The sequence below is a fragment of the Azomonas agilis genome, from assembly GCF_007830255.1.
GTDB lineage: Bacteria > Pseudomonadota > Gammaproteobacteria > Pseudomonadales > Pseudomonadaceae > Azomonas > Azomonas agilis.
This window is the reverse complement of the sequence record NZ_VLKG01000008.1, coordinates 85,492-103,882: the sequence shown is the minus strand read 5'-3', so window position 1 is coordinate 103,882 and position 18,391 is coordinate 85,492. Positions and strand designations below refer to the sequence as shown.

Here is an 18,391-nt window from a genome sequence, read left to right as displayed (position 1 = left end):
TCCTGAACAGCGGTATAAAAACAGTATCGCATCGCATCATAGCGACTCTGAGTGAAGGCTGTAATCTTTCCGCGCTATGGACTGAGTTCGGTGGCTAACCTCAAACGTGCCGCTAAACCGGCGGCTCGCTCGGTTTTGAGTTTAATTGCTTCGCTAAGCCGCTCTATTCTGGCCCACAGCTCCACCTGATGGCGGGCGCGGGTGATTCCGGTGTACAGCAAGGCACGATTGAGTAAGGGACTGGGCTGATCGGGAAGCACCAGCAGTACGCGGTCAAACTCAGAACCTTGGCTTTTATGCACCGTCATCGCCAAAGCCGTGTCGTGGGCAGGCAAGCGCGCTGGAGCAAAGGAACGATAGCCTTGTTCGGCCTCAAAAAACACCCGCAACCCTTGGTCACTGGGCAAACAGATACCGATGTCGCCATTAAACAGGCCCAAGGCGTAATCGTTTTGACGCACCATAATGGCTCGCCCGGCATACCAGCGTTCATGGGCCGGACGACCTAAACGGCGTTTGCAACGGTTTTCCAGTTCAGTATTGAGTTCAACCAAGCCTAAGGGCCCCTCGCGCACGGCGGTTAAGGCCCGAAACTGGCTAAAGGCTTCAAAAGCCTCAGCAGGTTCAACCTCAGGTAACGCACAGACTGCCCAATAGGGCGCGTAGGCTTGAGCTAGACGCTCTAGCAAGGCTTTTTGCTGCGGTTTGGGCTGCCAGCTCAGATCAGGGCGCGACTCTTTGAGTAGCTTTAGTGCCGAGTCCGTTGCCCCCTGATTAACGTAGCGGGCCAGCTCACCGATGCCACTATCCCCAGCAAAGCGGTGGCTGTGGGTTAACAGCACTACCGCCTCGCCTAATTGAGACTCAGGCGGGGAGCCGGATACCGCTTGGCCGGTGATCTGCTGCAACTGCCGTGTGGTTTCAGGACTCCAGCCCGCGCCCTCGCACAGCTCAGCAAACACGGCTCCGGCTTCCACGGCCGAGAGCTGGTCTTTATCCCCCAGCAGAATTAAACGCGCTTTTGCGGGCAAAGCAGCCACTAATTTGGCCATCAAGGCCAAATCCACCATTGAAGCCTCGTCCACCACCAACACATCCAAGGCCAAAGGATGACCGGCGTGGTAACGCACTTGGGGCGTATCCCCTCGGCTACCCAGCAGGCGGTGCAAGGTACAGGCTTCGTCCGGTAGCTTGGCTTTGAGTTCATCGCTGATCGGCAGCTTGGCTTTGGCTAAGCGGATTGCCTCGGCCATGCGCGCGGCGGCTTTGCCAGTAGGAGCAGCCAAGCCAATGCTTAAGGTGCTGCCGTTGGGTTGTTCTAACAGCGCGGCTAACAAACGCACCACAGTAGTAGTTTTGCCCGTACCCGGCCCACCGGAAATAATCGCCAGAGGACAACGTACCGCCTGTACAGCAGCCAACCTCTGCCAATCCGGTGTTTGGGTATTGGCGGCAAATAAGCGCTGCACGCTCTGGGCTAACTGGGGCTCATCGTAGCTGAGGGGTTTGTCCATGCGCCGCTGTAAATCTTCCGCCAGCGCCTGCTCGTAAGCTTGATAGCGGGCGAGGTAGAGGCGCTGATCCTCCAATATCAAGGGCTTGTAATCACCGGGTGCACCTACGAGAGGCGCTTGCTGTAAGGCTTCTAACCAAGTATCTAAATCCGGCAGTAACTCCAAGTGCTCAGGCCAAGGTTGTTTGCCTGCCCAAGCCTCTAGCAACAGACACACATCGCCTCGGCTGAGGGCTTGGCAGCACAGGGCGGCGGCTAATAACACTGAGCGCGGTGTTTGTGGCTCCAAGCGCTGCAACATGGCCACGAAGGCGCGCTCTAAAGGCCCCAAAGGCAGGGATAACATAGTGGGCGGGCTCATAGCACCCCCTGCATAAAGAGCTGATCCAAGGCATCCAGCAAGGCATCAGTAGGGCGGGCAAAGTACACACCGGCTTCTGGCATACCGCGCAAAAATAGGTAGTAAGCACCGCCTAAATCTTCGTTGCTAAAGTCTGGCAAACGCACCCGTAAAAAACGCCGCAACGCCACCAAGTAAATCAGGTATTGCAGGTAATAGTGCTCGGAAGCCAAAGCCTGTAGCAGTTGATCCGGGTGATAGTAACTGCTGTCCGGGCCAAGCCAGTTGGACTTGTAATCGAGGATGTACCAGCGCCCTTGGTACTCGAAGGTAAGGTCGATAAAGCCCTTGAGAAAGCCTTGCAGGCTGTCGAATTTAAGATGCGCCGCCGCCTGACGTAAGGGCTCAGGCAAGCCCATGGCCGGATCGGTCAACAGGGCGCGCAATCGGGTGATCTCCAGATGCTGCACCGGAAAGGTAAAGCCCAACTCCGGCAAACAGCGCTCAGCGGGCAACTCAGAGAGGCGCAAGGCTTCCCCATCCAGCGGACAATCCAACACCTGTTGTAAGTGGGCGGTCACTAACTCGGCTTGATCCTCTGGGAAACCATGATCGCGCAATGCCTCCAAACTCAGCTCATGCAGCGCGCCTTTGCCCAGCGCCCAATGTTCCAAGATGGCATGCAAGCAGGTTCCGGCCCGTGCTCCGCGGGCAAAGCCGTGAAAACCCTGCCCCGAATCCTGAGTGTCTAACGGACTGAAGGCATCATAGTCGGGGGCTTCTTTGTGCATCCCCGCCGCTAACCCGGAAAAGCTACCGATACGCCACGCGCTGTACAGAGGGCGATTCAGCAGGCTGAGGTGCAGTTCGACAGCGGCTCGCTGTTCTCCCTGTCCTTGAGCGGGTTGCTGATCCAACGCCAAAAGCTGCATTGAGTCTTGGCTACCGCTAATGAGTTTCTGGAGTTCTGTCTCAAGGTCAGCCGCAGAACAGCCTTGCAGATGTTCGGCCAAGCGCTGCAATACCGGAGGCTGTTGCTGATCACGACCGTGAATCAGCCAGGCCAAGGCGCTGCTGTGCAATCCCTCTTTCGGCAGCTTGCCCTCTTTGGCGATTAACACCGGCCCCCAGTGAATCCACAGCCGCTCACGCGGGCGCGTCAGAGCTACATAGATCAAGCGCAGTTGCTCGGCATACCGCTCTTGGCGCGCGCACTCCAAATGCTGCTCTAGGTCGGGGCCGCCTAAGTCCAGCAGCGATTGACCTTCGGGTGTATGACAGCGAGCGCTGTCCTGATGCTGTCCCAGCAAACGGCCATCCCAGAGGAAGGGACAAAACACCAAGGGATATTCCAAGCCCTTACTGGTGTGAATGGTGACGATCTGCACCCGCTCGGCATCGCTTTCCAAACGCAGCAGAGCATCATCACCGCCGCCTTCGCCCTGACGTTGTTCGGCAAACCAGCGCAATAAAGGCTCCATACCTGGCCGCCGTTCTTGTTGGGCCTCCAACAATTCGCCCAGATGCAGCAGATTGGTTAAACGCCGCTCACCCTCAGGGTAGGCCAACAGACGTTCTGCCACGCCTTGCTCGTCCAACCACAGGCGAAAAGCGCGCAAAAAGCCGTGTTCTTGCCAGAGTTGGTGATAACGCTCGGCGGTTTCCCGTTCCTTATCCCAGAGGCTTTGCTGGACTTGAGCTTCGGCCAACCAGTGCGCGCTGCGGCCCAGTAAACGGGTGGACAAGGCGTACCCTAACCAACCTTCCTGCGCGGGTTCGGCGTAGGCGGTGAGGACGGCGGCTAAATCCTCGGCTTCCTCAGAGTGCCACACGCTGTCCCGACCTTTGCGCACACTAGGCACCGCATGGCGGCTCAAAGCTTTGGCAATCAAGGCCGCTTGGCGATGGTTAGCCACCAAGACCGCAATGTCTCCGCCCTGTATGGGCTTTGGCTCTGGCTCCATCGTGAAACCCGCTTGGCCCTTAGCAGCGGCTGACAAAATACGGGCAATACGCAAAGCCGTATCTTCGGCGGCTAGGGCTTCAGCTTGGCCTTTGGTCAAAGGCTCATCACCCAACCAAACCCAAGACAGAGGTGCATTGCCTTCCGCTTCCGGCAGATGCAGTTGGGGCCGCTGTTTATCCGGCGCAGACACCGGCTCATAGGCCAAGCACTGCTCAGAAAAGGCTAAAGGTCGGGCAAACAGGTGATTTAATGCGCACAGCAGCGCTGGAGCGGAACGATAGTTGGTACTCAGGCTGTAGCGATGTTTGGCCGCAATCTGCTCACGGGCCTGTAGATAGGTGTCTAAATCCGCGCCTCGGAAGGCATAGATGGCCTGTTTGGGATCGCCGACAAAACACAAATCCACCGCAGGCTGAGTATCTTGCTGGTAGATGCGTTGAAAAATGGCGTACTGGATCGGGTCGGTATCCTGAAACTCGTCGATCAAGGCGAGGGGGTATTGCTCGCGCAGGATTTCAGCCAATCGGGTTCCTTTGTGCGCATCTTCCAAGGCCTGATGCAGTTGATTCAACAGATCATCAAAAGCTTGCAGACGTTGGGCGGCTTTGCGTTTGGGCAATTCGCGGTTCAACTGCTCCAGCAAACGAGATTGCAACACCGCCAACCGCTGCTGATAGCCGTCTTGAACCTGCTCCAAAGCTTGGCTGAGCTGATCCAAGAGGTCTGGAATTGGGCTGTCGGGCAGGCTATGGCCTTTTTTGCAGGCTTTATCTAAGGCGGCACGGCCAAATTTGGTTAATGCCTCGGTACTCTGGAACACCCGCGCAAAATCGCTGAAGTAGCTGTCGAGAGCGTACTGCCAGCCGCCGAATTTTTCAGTTTTATGGGTGGTTTTATTCAAACCCTCATGGGCAGATAAAACCTCCACCCAAGCGGCACTATCCTGTTGCCAACACTGAGCCGCTTGCTGCCACAGCGGATGCAGGTCTGGCAACAGCGGCCACGGGGTTTGGGCATCGGGTACGACCTGCAAATAGGGTTTGCCCAGATGGCTTTGCAAACGCTGGCGCAGCCACAGCGGGGTAATCTGGCGCTGCATTAAAAAACCAGCCCACAGCGGCTCAGCTTGGGCTAACTCGGTGCGCCACGCATCCACCAGCACCGCATCCACCAGTTCCCGATCATCCGGGGTCAGCTCATTGTCAAAATCGCCACCGGCTTCAAAGGCTGCTTCTTGCAAAGCGCGCTGGCAAAAGCCGTGGATGGTAAAGATCGCCGCCTCGTCAAAACCGTGTACGGCTAACAGGATGCGTCTACGGGCGGCCGCATCTTCGGCATAACGCGCGTAGAGGTCTTGGCAGAACGAGTCTTCCTCAGCCAAGGGTTTGCCTTCAAACAGGGCCAGCAGCACCGACAGGCGCTCGCGAATCCGCTCCCGTAGCTCGGCGGTGGCCGCTTGGGTGTAGGTCACCACCAAAATTTGGCGCACGGACAGTTGCCGCTCCAGCAACAAACGGGCGTAGAGTGCGGTCAAAGTCCAGGTTTTACCCGTTCCGGCACTGGCTTCGATCAGGGACAGGCCCCGAAAGGAATCATCAAGAAGGTTGAGGCTCATCCGGCATCCTGCGGGGATAACAAATATCGAAACACGCGTTGAACAGCATCTTCACCGATTCGGGGTTAGTCTGTTAAGTACCTCTCCCAAGGAGTTCCCCATGAACCCAACCATAATTGAGGATTCATCCATGCGCTTGGATCGCCGTGATTTTCTTCTGGCTGCGGGTACTACAGCAGCGGCCTTGGCTTTGTCTTCATTACCTCAACTCGCCAGCGCGGCGGAAACCACCCAAGCCGCGCCTTATTCGTTACCGCCCCTACCCTACGCTGATAATGCTTTAGCTCCGGTACTCAGCAGTGAAACCCTAGGCTATCACTACGGCAAGCACCATAAGAGTTATGTGGATAACCTCAATCGTTTGGTGCAAGGCACGGACTGGGCTGGGCAATCGCTGGAGCAGATCATCCAAGGCACAGCCGGTCATGCCGATAAAGCTGCTCTGTTTAACAACGCAGCGCAAATCTGGAACCACAACTTCTATTGGAACAGCTTAACGCCTAAAGGAGGTGGCACGCCTCCGGCCGCCCTTAAAGCGCGGATTGAAGAGTCTTTTGGCTCAGTAGAAGCCTGTAAACAAGCCTTGGCTAAGGCTGCTAACACTCAATTTGGCAGCGGCTGGGCTTGGCTGGTGCTGGACGGCAAGCAGCTTAAGGTAGTCAGCACCAGCAATGCCGAGTTGCCGTTAACGGCCAACTTAAAACCCTTACTCACTATTGATGTCTGGGAACACGCCTATTACATCGACTACCGCAATCGCCGCGCTGACTACAGCACCGCTTTGTTGGATAAGCTGATTAACTGGGAATTTGCCCTGCAAAACCTAGGCTAAATCCGCGACTCAGCACCTGTAGGCGATGGCATGCAGGTGTTGAGTAGCCTTACTAGGTACTGGGTATGTTCAAGCGGTAGCCCACACCCGACTCGGTGCGAATAAACCGAGGATTGGCCGCATCTTCCTGCAACTTCTGGCGCAAATGCCGGATCACGATGCGTAGGTAATGGCTGTCCTGCTCATGGTTTGGGCCCCAGATGTCTTTCAGGAGCTGCTTTTGGGTAATCACTCGCCCCGGATGCTGCGCCAATAGGGCCAGCACCGAATACTCTTTGCGGGTTAGGCTGATCTCCTGCTCATCCAAATAGACCTTGCGATAGGCAAAATCAATGCGCAGCGCGCCTGCCTGTAGGTGAGGGACTTCCAGTTGATTATGGGCACTGCCTTGGCGCAATAAGGCCCGAATCCGAGCTAAAAACTCCTGAATACTGAAGGGCTTGGTCACATAGTCATTGGCTCCGTTATCCAGAGCCTTAACCTTTTCAGAGTCTGTATCCCGTGCCGAGAGCACCAGCACGGGCACCGAAGACCAAGTACGCAAATCAACTAAGAGCTGCTGCCCATCGGCATCGGGCAAGCCCAAATCCAAAACTACGATGTCTGGGCGTTGCAGGGCGGCTTGATTCAATCCTTCTTGAGCGCTGGCCGCCTCAAGGACGGCATAGCCCTGAGCCACTAAGCTGATGCGCAATAACTTACGGATCTGCGGTTCGTCGTCAATCACCAAAATATTGGCATGGGCTTGGGTCACGTTTTCAATCTCAGCTTAAATCAAAGAGTCCACCGCATCGGGCTCGGGTTGGGGATGCAGAGGGAGATGGATGATCATGGTAGTACCTACGCCCTCCACGCCCTCGGTAACGCTGATACGCCCCTGATGCGCCCCCAAAATACCTTGGCAAATCGCCAGTCCTAACCCAGTGCCCTGCCCACCTCGGTCGCCGCGTTTAACGCTGTAGAACATATCGAAGATTTTTTCCCGCTCAGCCTCGGGAATGCCCGGCCCTTGATCGGTCAGGCTAAAGCGCAACTCTTGGGTATCCGCTTCTAGGGTCAACCAGAGCATGCCTTGGGGCGGTGAAAAACGGGCGGCGTTTTCCAACACATTCACCAGCACCTGCTCAATCAAAGCCCCATGCACATACAATAGAGGCAGAGAATCTGGGATAGCCAGATGCACCCTGAAGTGCTCCAGCACAAAACGCAGCCGATGCAGAGCTCCCGCGACGATATCGGCAGGAGCCACCCAATCACGCTCTAACTTTAACTCGCCGCTTCCCAAACGGGTCATGTCCAATAAATTCTGGATATAGCGCTCAAGGCGGCTGGCTTCATCACGGGTGCTTTCCAATAACGCCCGCCGATCTTCAGGGGGAATTTGCTCCCCCAACACCAACAGACTATCAATAGAGCCGCGCAGGGCGGTTAAGGGAGTTTTTAGATCGTGAGACACCGAGGCCAAGAGCGCGGTGCGCAGTTGGTCGGTTTCGGCACTCAAGTGGGCTTGCTCTAAAGCTTGGGTCAGGTAGGCGCGCTCCAAAGCTTGGGCGATGGCGTGGGTCAAGGCCAAGATTAAGCGTTTACGCTCCAAAGTTAAGGCAGCGCCCTCATCTGGACTAACACCTAATAAAATCAGCGGCCCTTGTTCGCCACACAGCGGATACCACCACCAACGACTGCTGGACAGGGTATCAGTGCCCAAACCGGCTGCTTGGTCATGTTGCCAAGCCCAATCTGCTGCTGCGCGTTCGGGCTCATTTAATAGGCGCTGACTACCGGCTTCAACACGCCAAATGCCCTCCGCATTGCGCGCAATAAAGGAGATTTTCATCTCCGGCCAGCGACTAAGCTGCTGTACGGCCACCTCTAAAACCGCCTTCCGATCCGTGGCGGCGGTTAATTTACGCGACAGTTCCAGCAGGGCGGCGGTTTCGGCTTGGGTCTGGCGCAGGGCGCGTAACTGTTGTTGCTGACGGGATGCCAAATTTCCGGTTAGCCCGGCCATGATCAGGAAAAAGATTAGGGTCAGTACATCCTGATGGCGGGCGGCATGTAGGGTTAATACAGGCTCAATAAACAAGAAGTTATAGGCGATAAAGGATAATAAACTGCAAAACAGCGCCGGCCCCAAGCTGCTGCGTACCGCCACGCTGAGCACGGCCATTAAGAACACGAGGGAAATATTGGGTAGATCCAACAGCTTATACAAAACCTCTGCAACCCCAGCCGCCATCAGCGTGGCAACCAAAGCCCACACATAGCCTTGAGGGTGAAGCACACCTCTAAACGCAGAGCGGGGATAGTCCTGAGTCCGTTGTTTTCTGCGCGCATCCAGCACCGAAATTTCTAGGCCGTGACTGTGCTCTAAAAGCTGCTCGCCCAAGGTACGCTTGAACCTAAACCGCTTGCGCACGGATTGACCGATCAGAAGCAAACTGGCCTGACGTTCATAGGCGTGATCCAACAGCGTTCGGGAGGCATCGCCTGAACGCAGGGTGACGATCTCGCCACCTAAACGCTCGGCCAAATGCTGGGCACCTTGCAGATGGCCTAAATAGGATTCGGTGCGCTGATAGCCGGTATCCACATGCACCACCGACCAAGGTAAGTTGCGCCGCTCCGCCACCCGACAGGCATGGCGCACTAAGGATTCGGCCTGAATATCACCGGCAATCCCCACCAACAAACGCCCCTGAACCCTTGGAGTCTCTCGTCCTAGCAAGCGATAGCGCTGCTTTAAGTCCGCATCCACACGGGCAGCGGCGGTTTGCATCGCCAACTCACGCAAGGCTGTCAGGTTGATTTGGGTGAAGAAGGCTTCCGTAGCCGCCTTAGCCTGCTCAGGCACATAGACTTTGCCCTCTCGCAGACGCTCCAGCAGCTCACGGGGGGGCAAGTCGATCAGTAAAATTTCAAAGGCTTCCTGCAATACCCAATCCGGCACCGTTTCGCGGACGCGGATACCGGTAATGTCCTGCACCTGATCGTTGAGACTTTCCAGATGCTGCACGTTGACCGTGGTATAGACATCAATCCCTGCCACCAACAGCTCTTGGACATCCTGCCAGCGTTTGGCGTGGCGACTGCCGGGTACGTTGCTGTGGGCCAGCTCATCCACCAATACCAGCTCGGGTGGATCTTTGAGCAGGGCATCCAAATCCATTTCCGGCAGCGCTAACCCCCGATACTCCAGATAACGCAGGGGTTGGAAGGGCAAGCCCTCCACTAAGGATTGAGTTTCAGAGCGGTTGTGAGTTTCCACCACACCTACCCGCAGCGCAACTCCCTGCCGATACTGCTGGTGGGCTGCCTGCAACATGGCGTAGGTCTTACCCACACCGGGAGCGGCTCCTAGAAAGACTTTTAATCGCCCGCGCCCACTGGCAGGCAAGTCTGCCAGTAGGGTATCGGCCTGTAACCTATCACTCACGCGTGACCCCAATCATCTGCAAAGCTTGATTCAAGGCTAATACATTCACTACGGCTGGGCCAATGAAAGGACGCTCAGTATGTACCTCGATCAATTGCATCAGTGCCTCAGAACTGAGCTGACGCGCTTGAGCCACCCGATGAACCTGATACAACACGGCCCCAACTGGAAGATGAGGATCAACACCGCTGCCCGAAGTAGTGACCAAAGCCATAGGTACAGGCTGCTCTGAATCGGGGGCTAATGCGGAGATACGCTGCCGCACCTGCACTGCTAACTCAGGATTACTCGGTGCTAAATTACTGGCACCACTGGGTAGGGTGGCAAAATCCACGGCTGAGGGCCTGGAATGGAACCAAGCCGCCCCCGTAAAGGACTGGCCCAGTAAATGACTCCCTCGAACCTGACCTTGGGCATCTCGTATCAAGCTACCCTTGGCCTGTTCTGGAAATAAAACCTGCGTCAATCCGGTAATCAGCAGCGGATAGAGCACTCCCGTCAGCAGGCTGACGCATAACAACATGCCTATTGCGGTACGAAATTCTTTAAACATTCGTGCGTCCTCACAGACTAAAGCGGCCATCACACCACCCCCATAGCGACTAACAGCTCATCCAGCAGTTTGATGCCCACAAAGGGCGTTATCAGCCCGCCTAAGCCATAGATCAGCAGGTTACGCCGCAACAGTTGCACCGCATCCAAGGCCGACAGGCGAATACCGCGCAAAGCCAAGGGGATTAGCGCGATGATGATTAAGGCATTAAAAATGATGGCTGAGAGAATGGCGCTTTGTGGACTGTGCAACTGCATCAAGTTCAAAGCGCCCAAAGCGGGATACAGGCCACTGAACAGCGCAGGCAGAATGGCAAAGTACTTGGCCACGTCATTGGCCACCGAGAAGGTGGTCAGAGCCCCGCGCGTCATCAGCAGCTCTTTACCCACCTGCACCACATCCAGCAGCTTGGTGGGATCGGAGCCCAAATCCACCAGATTAGCGGCCTCACGGGCGGCTTGAGTGCCATCGTTCATGGCCAAGCCCACATCGGCTTGCGCCAAAGCCGGAGCATCGTTAGCTCCATCGCCACACATGGCCACCAGCTTGCCTTCGGCTTGCTCGGCACGGATGCGGTGCAATTTTTTCTCCGGCGTGGCCTCGGCCAGCACATCATCGACACCTGCTTCAGCGGCGATGGCAGCAGCAGTGAGCGGATTATCGCCAGTCACCATCACAGTGCGAATACCCATCTGCCTGAGCAGGGCAAAGCGCTCACGAATCCCCGGCTTCACCACGTCCTTAAGTTGAATCGCGCCTAAGAGTTGATCGTCCATCGAAACCAGCAGCGGCGTACCGCCACTTTGGGCGATGCGCTCCACCTCACGGGCCAAGGGAGCCGGCATCTGTTCGGGCGTGAGGGACAGAAAACGCAACACCGCATCCACCGCGCCCTTACGGTAACGATGCCCCTGCCAATCCGCACCCGACAGCCGCGTTTCTGCGCTAAAGGCAATGGCCTCAACCTCGTGGCGCTGGGGAAGCTTTGAGGTGTTCTGTTGCTGTAAGAATTCGACGATGGAGCGACCTTCTGGCGTATCGTCGGCTAAGGAAGACAGCAAAGCCGCTTCACTTAAGACGTGCAGACTGACATTGGGGGCTTTATGCACCGCCGCGCAACGCCGATTGCCAAAGGTGATGGTGCCGGTTTTATCCAACAGCAGTACATGCACGTCTCCCGCCGCCTCCACCGCGCGCCCGGATTTGGCGATCACATTCAAACGCATCAGCCGATCCATCCCCGCAATGCCGATGGCCGACAACAGACCGCCAATGGTGGTGGGGATCAGCGTGACCAAGAGCGCGGTTAAGTAGATCAGCGGCAATTCCCCGCCAGCAAAACGGGCAAAGGGCTGTAGAGTCAGTACCACCAACAAGAAGATCAGCGTTAAACCGATCAGCAGGGTATCTAAGGCGATTTCGTTGGGAGTCTTTTGGCGCTGGGCTCCCTCCACCAAAGCAATCATGCGATCTAAAGTGGATTCACCGGGGTTGCTGGTAATGCGTACCAGCAGCCAATCCGATACTACGCGGGTATTGCCCGTCACAGCGGAGCGATCACCGCCCGACTCGCGGATCACCGGCGCAGACTCGCCCGTAATGGCCGCCTCGTTGACGGCTGCAATGCCCTCAATTACCTCGCCGTCGCTAGGAATCAGTTCCCCTGCCTCAACGCGTACCACATCGCCTTTGCGCAAATTACCTGCGGCTACGGGTTCAAAACCTCCCTCAGCCGTTTGTTTGCGGGCTATCAGCCCCTGTGTACCGGCTTTTAGGCTGTCGGCACAGGCTTTACCGCGCCCCTCGGCCAAGGCTTCGGCAAAGTTAGCAAACAGCAGGGTGAACCACAGCCACAGGCTGATTTGGATGGAAAACCCAAGGGATACGCCCTCTTGTGGCCAAAAACACAACAGAGTGGTCAGCACCGCTGCTAGCTCAACCACCAGCATCACGGGCGAGCGTAGTAAAAGACGTGGGTCTAGTTTGATCACCGACTGCCACAGCGCGGCACGCCAAGCCGGAGCCTGAGCGGATACTCTTTGCTTTGTTTCCATGATCAGCCCCTTAACCCACAGAAATCAGATGTTCGGCCAGCGGGCCTAAAACCAGAGCAGGCAGGAAGGTCAGCCCACTCACCACCAAAATGCTCAGCGTCAACAGCACTACGAACAGCGGGCTGTGGGTCGGAAAGCGGCTATTGCTATCAGGAGGCGCACAGCGTTTCGCACCCAGACTGCCCGCAATAGCTAACACCGGCAGGATGTAGCCCAAGCGCCCCAGCAACATGGCCAGCGCCAGCAGCAGATTATGAAAAGGAGTGTTTGCTGAGAGCCCCGCAAAGGCGGAACCGTTATTGGCCGTAGCCGAGGTGTAGGCATAGAGGATTTGGCTAAAACCGTGGGGGCCGGGATTGCTGATGGCACTGGCAGGGCCCTCTAAGCTCACCGCTAAGGCGGTAAACACCAACACGCCCACCGGCATCACTAATAGACTGGCCACTAACCAGCGGATTTCCACCGCCTCTAATTTTTTACCGAGGTATTCTGGGGTACGCCCAATCATCAAACCGGCTAAAAACACCGCAATCATCACACACAGCAGCATGCCGTATAGACCTGCGCCCACGCCGCCAAAAATCACCTCGCCCAGCATCATATTGACCAATAACCCCAAGCCGCCCAAGGCGCTGAAGCTATCGTGCATGGCATTGACGGAACCACTGGAAGCCGTAGTGGTGGCCACCGCCCACAAAGCCGATCCTGTAACGCCAAAGCGGCTTTCTTTACCCTCTAGGGAGCCTGTTTGCTCCACAGGTAAGCCGACCAAGGCAGGATTAGGTCGGTGTTCGGCATACAGGGTTAAGCCTAAGCTGGCGATAAACAGCACCAACATACAGGCCAACAGCGCCCAACTTTGCCGGCGATCGCGCACGTAATCACCAAAGGTGAACACCAAAGCCGCCGGAATCAGCAAAATAGCTGCTAACTCCAGCAGATTGCTCCATGCACTGGGGTTTTCAAAAGGATGGGCTGAGTTAACGCCAAAAAAGCCACCGCCGTTGGTTCCTAATTGCTTAATCGCCACTTGGCTGGCGACAGGGCCGAGGGGGATGTGCTGCTCCTGCCCTTGCAAGGTTAGGGCAGTGGCATAAGAGTCCAGAGTCTGAGGTACGCCCAGCCACACCAGAACAGGGGCTAGAAGTAAGCAGGCGGGCAGTAAGATGTACAAAATTACGCGCCATAGATCCACCCAAAAGTTGCCTAAAGCTTGGGTAGTTTTACGCGCTAATCCCCGACACAGTACTGCCAGCACCGCAATGCCGATGGCCGGGCTGATAAAATTCTGTACCGTCAACCCCAGCATCTGACTGAAGTAGGATAGATTCGCCTCACCGCTGTAGGCTTGCCAGTTGGTATTGGTGACAAAACTCACAGCAGTATTCAGCGCCAGAGTCCACTCCAGACCCGATACCTGCTGTGGATTAAGGGGTAAATGCCCTTGGCTCACCAAAACCCCAAACAGAACAAGGATGTTGAGTAGGGTAAAACCCAACAAAGCCTTGGCGTAGGCACGCCAGCTCTGTTCCGTTTCAGCCTCAACGCCCAAGACTCGATAACCGAGGCGCTCAACCGGCGCTAGGTGGCTGGATAACCACAAAGGCTGTCGCTCCATCACCCGGAACATATAACGCCCCAAAAAAGGCGCAGGCAGCAATACACAGGCTAAAAAGCCCAGCAATAGCCCATAGTCTTCAAGTTCCATGATACAAATGCTCTATTAAGTGGATAAACCAAAGCATAGCTATTATTAGAATTCAGCTTGTAAATAAACGAGTCAACAACTCACAATAGCCCGTAAAAATTGCGTAAAAATAAAATTTCTGTATAAATTAAAAACAAGCTAAGTCTCTAATAGGGCATTTTTTATTTTTAATTTACGCTTGGGGATATTTAACAACTAGAAAGTTTAGGGGATACTCTATAAAAATTTGCATACCACAAGCATCCAACTAGCCTAAATAACAACACTACACTTTGCTCTGGATAACAGACTATGTATGCATTAAACAAAACACTATTATGGCTTAGCTCAGCAATTAGCCTGACTCTTGCCGCCGAAGCTTGGGCCCTGAGTGTAAACGGCAGTGCCGCGCTCACGAGCGATTACGTCTGGCGGGGCACCTCACAAACACGGGGTGATCCCGCCGTACAGGGCAGCCTTAAACTAAGCACCGACTCGGGTTGGTATGCCTCGGTTTGGGGTTCTAACGTGGAGTTTGATGGCGCTGACGCTAATACAGAATGGGATATTACGGCGGGTTGGTCGGGTGCCCTAAACCCAGATTGGAGCCTTGACCTTAATAGTATTTATTATCGCTACCCATCCACCAGCCCTCATTTAAATTGGATTGAATTCGGGGGAACTGTTACTTGGAAGCAAAACTACTGGTTATCGGCTTGGTGGTCAGATGATGTTATGGCTTCTGATGAAAATGGGGCTTATTTACAACTAGGCGGACGTACCTATTTTAATTCACTCTGGCGCTTTGAGGGGCTGTTAGGTTATTACTGGTTAGATCACTCCTACGCCAATAGTTATGGCCACGCCCAACTAAGCCTTATTCGCAGTATTACGCCGAACTTGGAATGGCGTACTAGTTTCCATACCACAGACTCCACCGCAAAAAGCTTATTTCCAGACCAAGGAGGGGAGCGTTTAGAAGTGGCCTTACAATTTAGCTTTTAATACCACACGAAATATTCACACTAACTATAAATATATTGAAGGGAGTATCAAACTATGGATCGGACGAACAGCTCAGACTATAAAATGTCCGTTATGTCCCAAGATGAGCTAAACATAGCCATTCAATGGGCCAAACAGGAAGGCTGGAACCCCGGTTTACAAGATGCCACCGCCTTCTATGCCGCTGACCCTAGGGGCTTTTTAATCGGTACTCTCGGATCGACGCCCATAGCCACTATTTCGGCGGTTAAATATGGCAGCTCTTTTGGCTTTATTGGGCTTTATATCGTCAAAGAAGAATTTAGAGGCCAAGGGTACGGCCTTAAACTCTGGCAAGAGGCAATGCAATCGCTTAAGGGAAGAAATATTGGCTTAGATGGCGTTGTGGCCCAGCAAGAGAACTATAAAAAGTCAGGCTTTAACTTAGCCCACCGCAATATAAGATTTGCCGGACGCTCCACCCAATCGCCAGCCCCTGCGGCGCATATTCGCTCCATTAAAGAAGTTGAATTCTCCCATTTGGAGGAATACGACCATCCCTTCTTTCCTGAGCGTCGATCGGCTTTTCTAAAGCACTGGGTTAACCAAGAACATACGCATACCTTGGTCATCTTAGACGGGGCAAAGATTGTAGGCTACGGCTGCATTCGAGCCTGCGTTCAAGGCTTTAAAATCGGCCCTTTGAATGCGGAACACCCTGATTTGGCCCTTGAGCTTTTTACGGCACTCACCCATAACCTGCCCGAGGGTTCTGATATCTTTTTGGATATCCCCGAGGTGAATATTCAAGCGCTGGATATGGCCAAAAAACTGGGGATGTCGCCGTCTTTTGAAACAGCGCGCATGTATACCTCAGCCGTTCCGCCCATGCCTTTGCACAAGATTTTCGGCATTACATCCTTTGAACTGGGTTAATTGACTCAGATACGCCCCGCCTTTACTTGCGTGAACGACGGGGCAATCCTCCGCTAAGAATGCAGCACTATTCCGCTGTCACTCAGCCAAGATAAATACACCTGATCCTCCCAAGTCGGCCTTTGTACATGACGCTCAGCGTTGGCTAAAAAAGCCTGCACCACCACGCCCGATGCCAAACGCACGTAATACACCGAATGCCCACCCAAATAGGCAATGTCCTGTACTACGCCGGTGGTCCAGTTGTAGTCCGGATACTCCAAGGCGGGAGCTTCTAAGCTCATCAGCAGTTTTTCAGGGCGTAGGGCGTAGGTGACGTGCTTTTCCTCCGCGCGGGTGCTGATGCCATGTCCTACATAGATCGGGCGCTCCAGTTGCGGACACTGGATGATGGCGTGATCCTGTAGATCCTCAATCAGCTCACCCTCAAACAGATTGACGTTGCCGATGAATTCACACACCAAGCGGTTAGCCGGTGTTTCGTAAATATCCATCGGGCTGCCCACTTGGGCGATGCTGCCTTGGTTCATGATGGCCAAGCGCGCGGCCATAGTCATGGCTTCTTCTTGATCGTGAGTCACCATCACGCAGGTCACACCCACGCGCTCGATGATTTGCACCAGCTCCAGTTGCATCTGGGAGCGCAGCTTTTTATCCAAAGCGCCCATCGGCTCATCCAGTAACAGGAGTTTGGGGCGTTTGGCTAAGGAGCGCGCTAAAGCCACTCGTTGCCGCTGTCCGCCCGATAACTGATGAGGTTTGCGCTGGGCATAGGCCTCCATGTGCACCAGCTTGAGCATTTCCGCCACCCGTGCGGCGATTTCGGCTCTAGGCAAGCGATCCTGTTTCAAACCAAAGGCAATGTTTTGCTCCACCGTCATGTGGGGAAACAGCGCGTAGGACTGAAACATCATATTGATGGGCCGCTCATAGGGCGGCAGATCGGTAATGTCTTGGCCGTCCAGAAAAATACGCCCCTGAGTCGGCTGTTCAAAGCCCGCCAACATACGCAACAGGGTGGACTTACCCGAGCCCGATCCGCCCAACAGAGCAAAAATCTCACCCTGATGAATCTCCAGGGAGATGTCCTGTACCGCCACCACCTCAGCGTATTGTTTGGTGATGTGCTGAATATTCAACAAAACCTGCCGGTCTTGGCTTTCGCCGGTCAGGGCTTTTTTATAGGCGCTGGAGGCAACAGCCATGCGCAGACTCCCAAAGATGTGGTCAGATTGAGCGGGTGTTTAGGGTAAAAAATCCCAGAATGCAAGAGGAGCAGTTAGCGATGGCCGTCACTGCTCCTTAACGCGCATTAACGGCCGGATTTGATCTTCGTCCAGCTACGGGTCATGGCACGTTGGGTCTTAGCATCTAAATCAGGGAAGGTGTAGAGCTTGGCTAAGACTTCAGCAGGTGGATACACACCAGGATCGCTGCTGATGCTTTTATCCACCAAAGCGATGGAGGCTTGGTTGGCATTGGGGAAATGCACGCTGTCAGTGATTTCGGCAATGACTTCCGGCTTGAGCAGGTAGTTAATAAAGGCGTGGGCCTCAGCTAGGTTTTTGGCATCGGCGGGAATAGCCAGCATATCGAAGAAGCTGCCCGCGCCCTCTTTAGGAATGCGGTAGGCGATCTTAACCCCGTTGCTGGCTTCTTCCGCCCGTGCCTTGGCTTGGTACAGATCTCCGGAATAACCCACCGCCACGCAAATATCGCCGTTGGCTAAATCGGAAATGTATTTAGAAGAATGGAAATACGCCACCGAGGGACGAATCTGTAGGAACAGCTCTTCGGCTTTCTTCAGCTCATCGGCTTTAGTGGTATCGGGCTTAAAACCCAGATAATTCAAAGCAGCGGGCAGCATTTCGGTAGGGGAATCTAAAAAGGCCAGACCGCAGCTTTTTAGTTTTTCTGCGTATTCGGGCTTAAACACCAGATCCCAAGAATTCACCGGGGCTTGGTCGCCTAAAACGGCTTTTACTTTGTCTTGGTTGTAGCCAATACCTACGGTTCCCCACAGATAGGGGGCCGCATACTGATTACCCGGATCGCTGGGCTCCAAGGCTTTGAGCAGGGTTTTATCCAGATTACTCCAAGCACTGAGCTGGGCTTTATCCAGCTTTTGGAACACGCCGGCCTTGATTTGCTTGGCTAAAAAGGGGTTGGAAGGCACCACCACGTCATAGCCCGACTTACCGGCTAACAGCTTGGCCTCTAGGACTTCGTTGCTGTCAAACACATCGTAAATCACCTTGATGCCGGTTTCTTTAGTGAAATTAGCCAGCGTCTCCGGCCCGATGTAGTCCGACCAGTTGTACACATGCACGACTTTTTCCTGCGCCTGCGCCGTACTCAGGGCACAGCCTGCCAAGGTCATGGCCAGCAGGGTTTTGGCAATGGGGGTCATCCGTAGAGCTCCTGTTGTTGTTAAAGGCGTGAGGGCCAGAAAATCCTGAAATATAGGATGCGCAGTCT

General features: G+C 54.7%; 12 protein-coding genes. 3 read left to right on the top strand and 9 right to left on the bottom strand.

Features of this window, described 5'->3' with window-relative positions:
- Positions 1 to 74: 74 nt before the first annotated feature.
- Both recD and recB read right to left on the bottom strand, forming a co-directional pair.
- Positions 75 to 1,874 (bottom strand): exodeoxyribonuclease V subunit alpha, encoded by a 1,800-nt coding sequence (gene recD, locus LX59_RS11350; RefSeq protein ID WP_144571987.1) that lies wholly within the window; start codon positions 1,872 to 1,874, stop codon positions 75 to 77.
- Positions 1,871 to 5,434 carry an exodeoxyribonuclease V subunit beta gene (recB, locus tag LX59_RS11345; RefSeq protein WP_144571986.1) on the bottom strand — a complete coding sequence of 1,188 codons (3,564 nt, stop codon included), beginning with the start codon at positions 5,432 to 5,434 and terminating at the stop codon, positions 1,871 to 1,873. Before recB ends, recD begins: the two co-directional genes overlap by 4 nt.
- 100 nt (positions 5,435 to 5,534) lie before the next feature.
- Between recB and LX59_RS11340 the strand changes: the two genes are divergently transcribed.
- Positions 5,535 to 6,266: a superoxide dismutase gene (locus LX59_RS11340; RefSeq protein WP_144571985.1), complete on the top strand. Its 732-nt coding sequence runs from the start codon at positions 5,535 to 5,537 to the stop codon at positions 6,264 to 6,266.
- A 52-nt stretch (positions 6,267 to 6,318) separates the two neighbouring features.
- Here LX59_RS11340 and LX59_RS11335 read toward each other — a convergent pair whose 3' ends face one another.
- From LX59_RS11335 to kdpA, 5 genes are read right to left on the bottom strand one after another with little or no spacing between them, the layout of a single operon-like run.
- A complete protein-coding gene (locus tag LX59_RS11335) occupies positions 6,319 to 7,020 on the bottom strand; it encodes a response regulator (RefSeq protein WP_144571984.1) in 702 nt (233 codons plus the stop codon).
- A gap of 15 nt (positions 7,021 to 7,035) precedes the next feature.
- The gene (locus LX59_RS11330; RefSeq protein WP_144571983.1) at positions 7,036 to 9,699 is read right to left on the bottom strand and encodes a sensor histidine kinase; all 2,664 of its coding nucleotides are present in this window, start codon (positions 9,697 to 9,699) and stop codon (positions 7,036 to 7,038) included.
- A complete protein-coding gene (gene kdpC / locus LX59_RS11325) occupies positions 9,692 to 10,252 on the bottom strand; it encodes a potassium-transporting ATPase subunit KdpC (protein WP_144571982.1) in 561 nt (186 codons plus the stop codon). Before kdpC ends, LX59_RS11330 begins: the two co-directional genes overlap by 8 nt.
- A gap of 29 nt (positions 10,253 to 10,281) precedes the next feature.
- Complete coding sequence (kdpB, locus tag LX59_RS11320) at positions 10,282 to 12,306, bottom strand: potassium-transporting ATPase subunit KdpB (RefSeq protein WP_144571981.1); 2,025 nt, start codon at positions 12,304 to 12,306, stop codon at positions 10,282 to 10,284.
- Positions 12,307 to 12,316: 10 nt separating this feature from the next.
- Positions 12,317 to 14,014 carry a potassium-transporting ATPase subunit KdpA gene (gene kdpA / locus LX59_RS11315; RefSeq protein WP_144571980.1) on the bottom strand — a complete coding sequence of 566 codons (1,698 nt, stop codon included), beginning with the start codon at positions 14,012 to 14,014 and terminating at the stop codon, positions 12,317 to 12,319.
- A 291-nt stretch (positions 14,015 to 14,305) separates the two neighbouring features.
- Here kdpA and LX59_RS11310 point away from each other — a divergent pair, with 291 nt between their 5' ends.
- Positions 14,306 to 14,998: a TorF family putative porin gene (locus LX59_RS11310; protein WP_144571979.1), complete on the top strand. Its 693-nt coding sequence runs from the start codon at positions 14,306 to 14,308 to the stop codon at positions 14,996 to 14,998.
- A gap of 54 nt (positions 14,999 to 15,052) precedes the next feature.
- Positions 15,053 to 15,913 (top strand): GNAT family N-acetyltransferase, encoded by an 861-nt coding sequence (locus tag LX59_RS11305; protein ID WP_144571978.1) that lies wholly within the window; start codon positions 15,053 to 15,055, stop codon positions 15,911 to 15,913.
- 53 nt (positions 15,914 to 15,966) lie between these two features.
- Here the strand turns inward: LX59_RS11305 and potA are convergent, their stop codons facing one another.
- Together potA and LX59_RS11295 are read right to left on the bottom strand one after the other, a co-directional pair.
- The gene (gene potA / locus LX59_RS11300; protein WP_144571977.1) at positions 15,967 to 17,118 is read right to left on the bottom strand and encodes a polyamine ABC transporter ATP-binding protein; all 1,152 of its coding nucleotides are present in this window, start codon (positions 17,116 to 17,118) and stop codon (positions 15,967 to 15,969) included.
- 107 nt (positions 17,119 to 17,225) lie between these two features.
- Positions 17,226 to 18,323 (bottom strand): polyamine ABC transporter substrate-binding protein, encoded by a 1,098-nt coding sequence (locus tag LX59_RS11295; RefSeq protein WP_144571976.1) that lies wholly within the window; start codon positions 18,321 to 18,323, stop codon positions 17,226 to 17,228.
- Positions 18,324 to 18,391 lie beyond the last annotated feature (68 nt).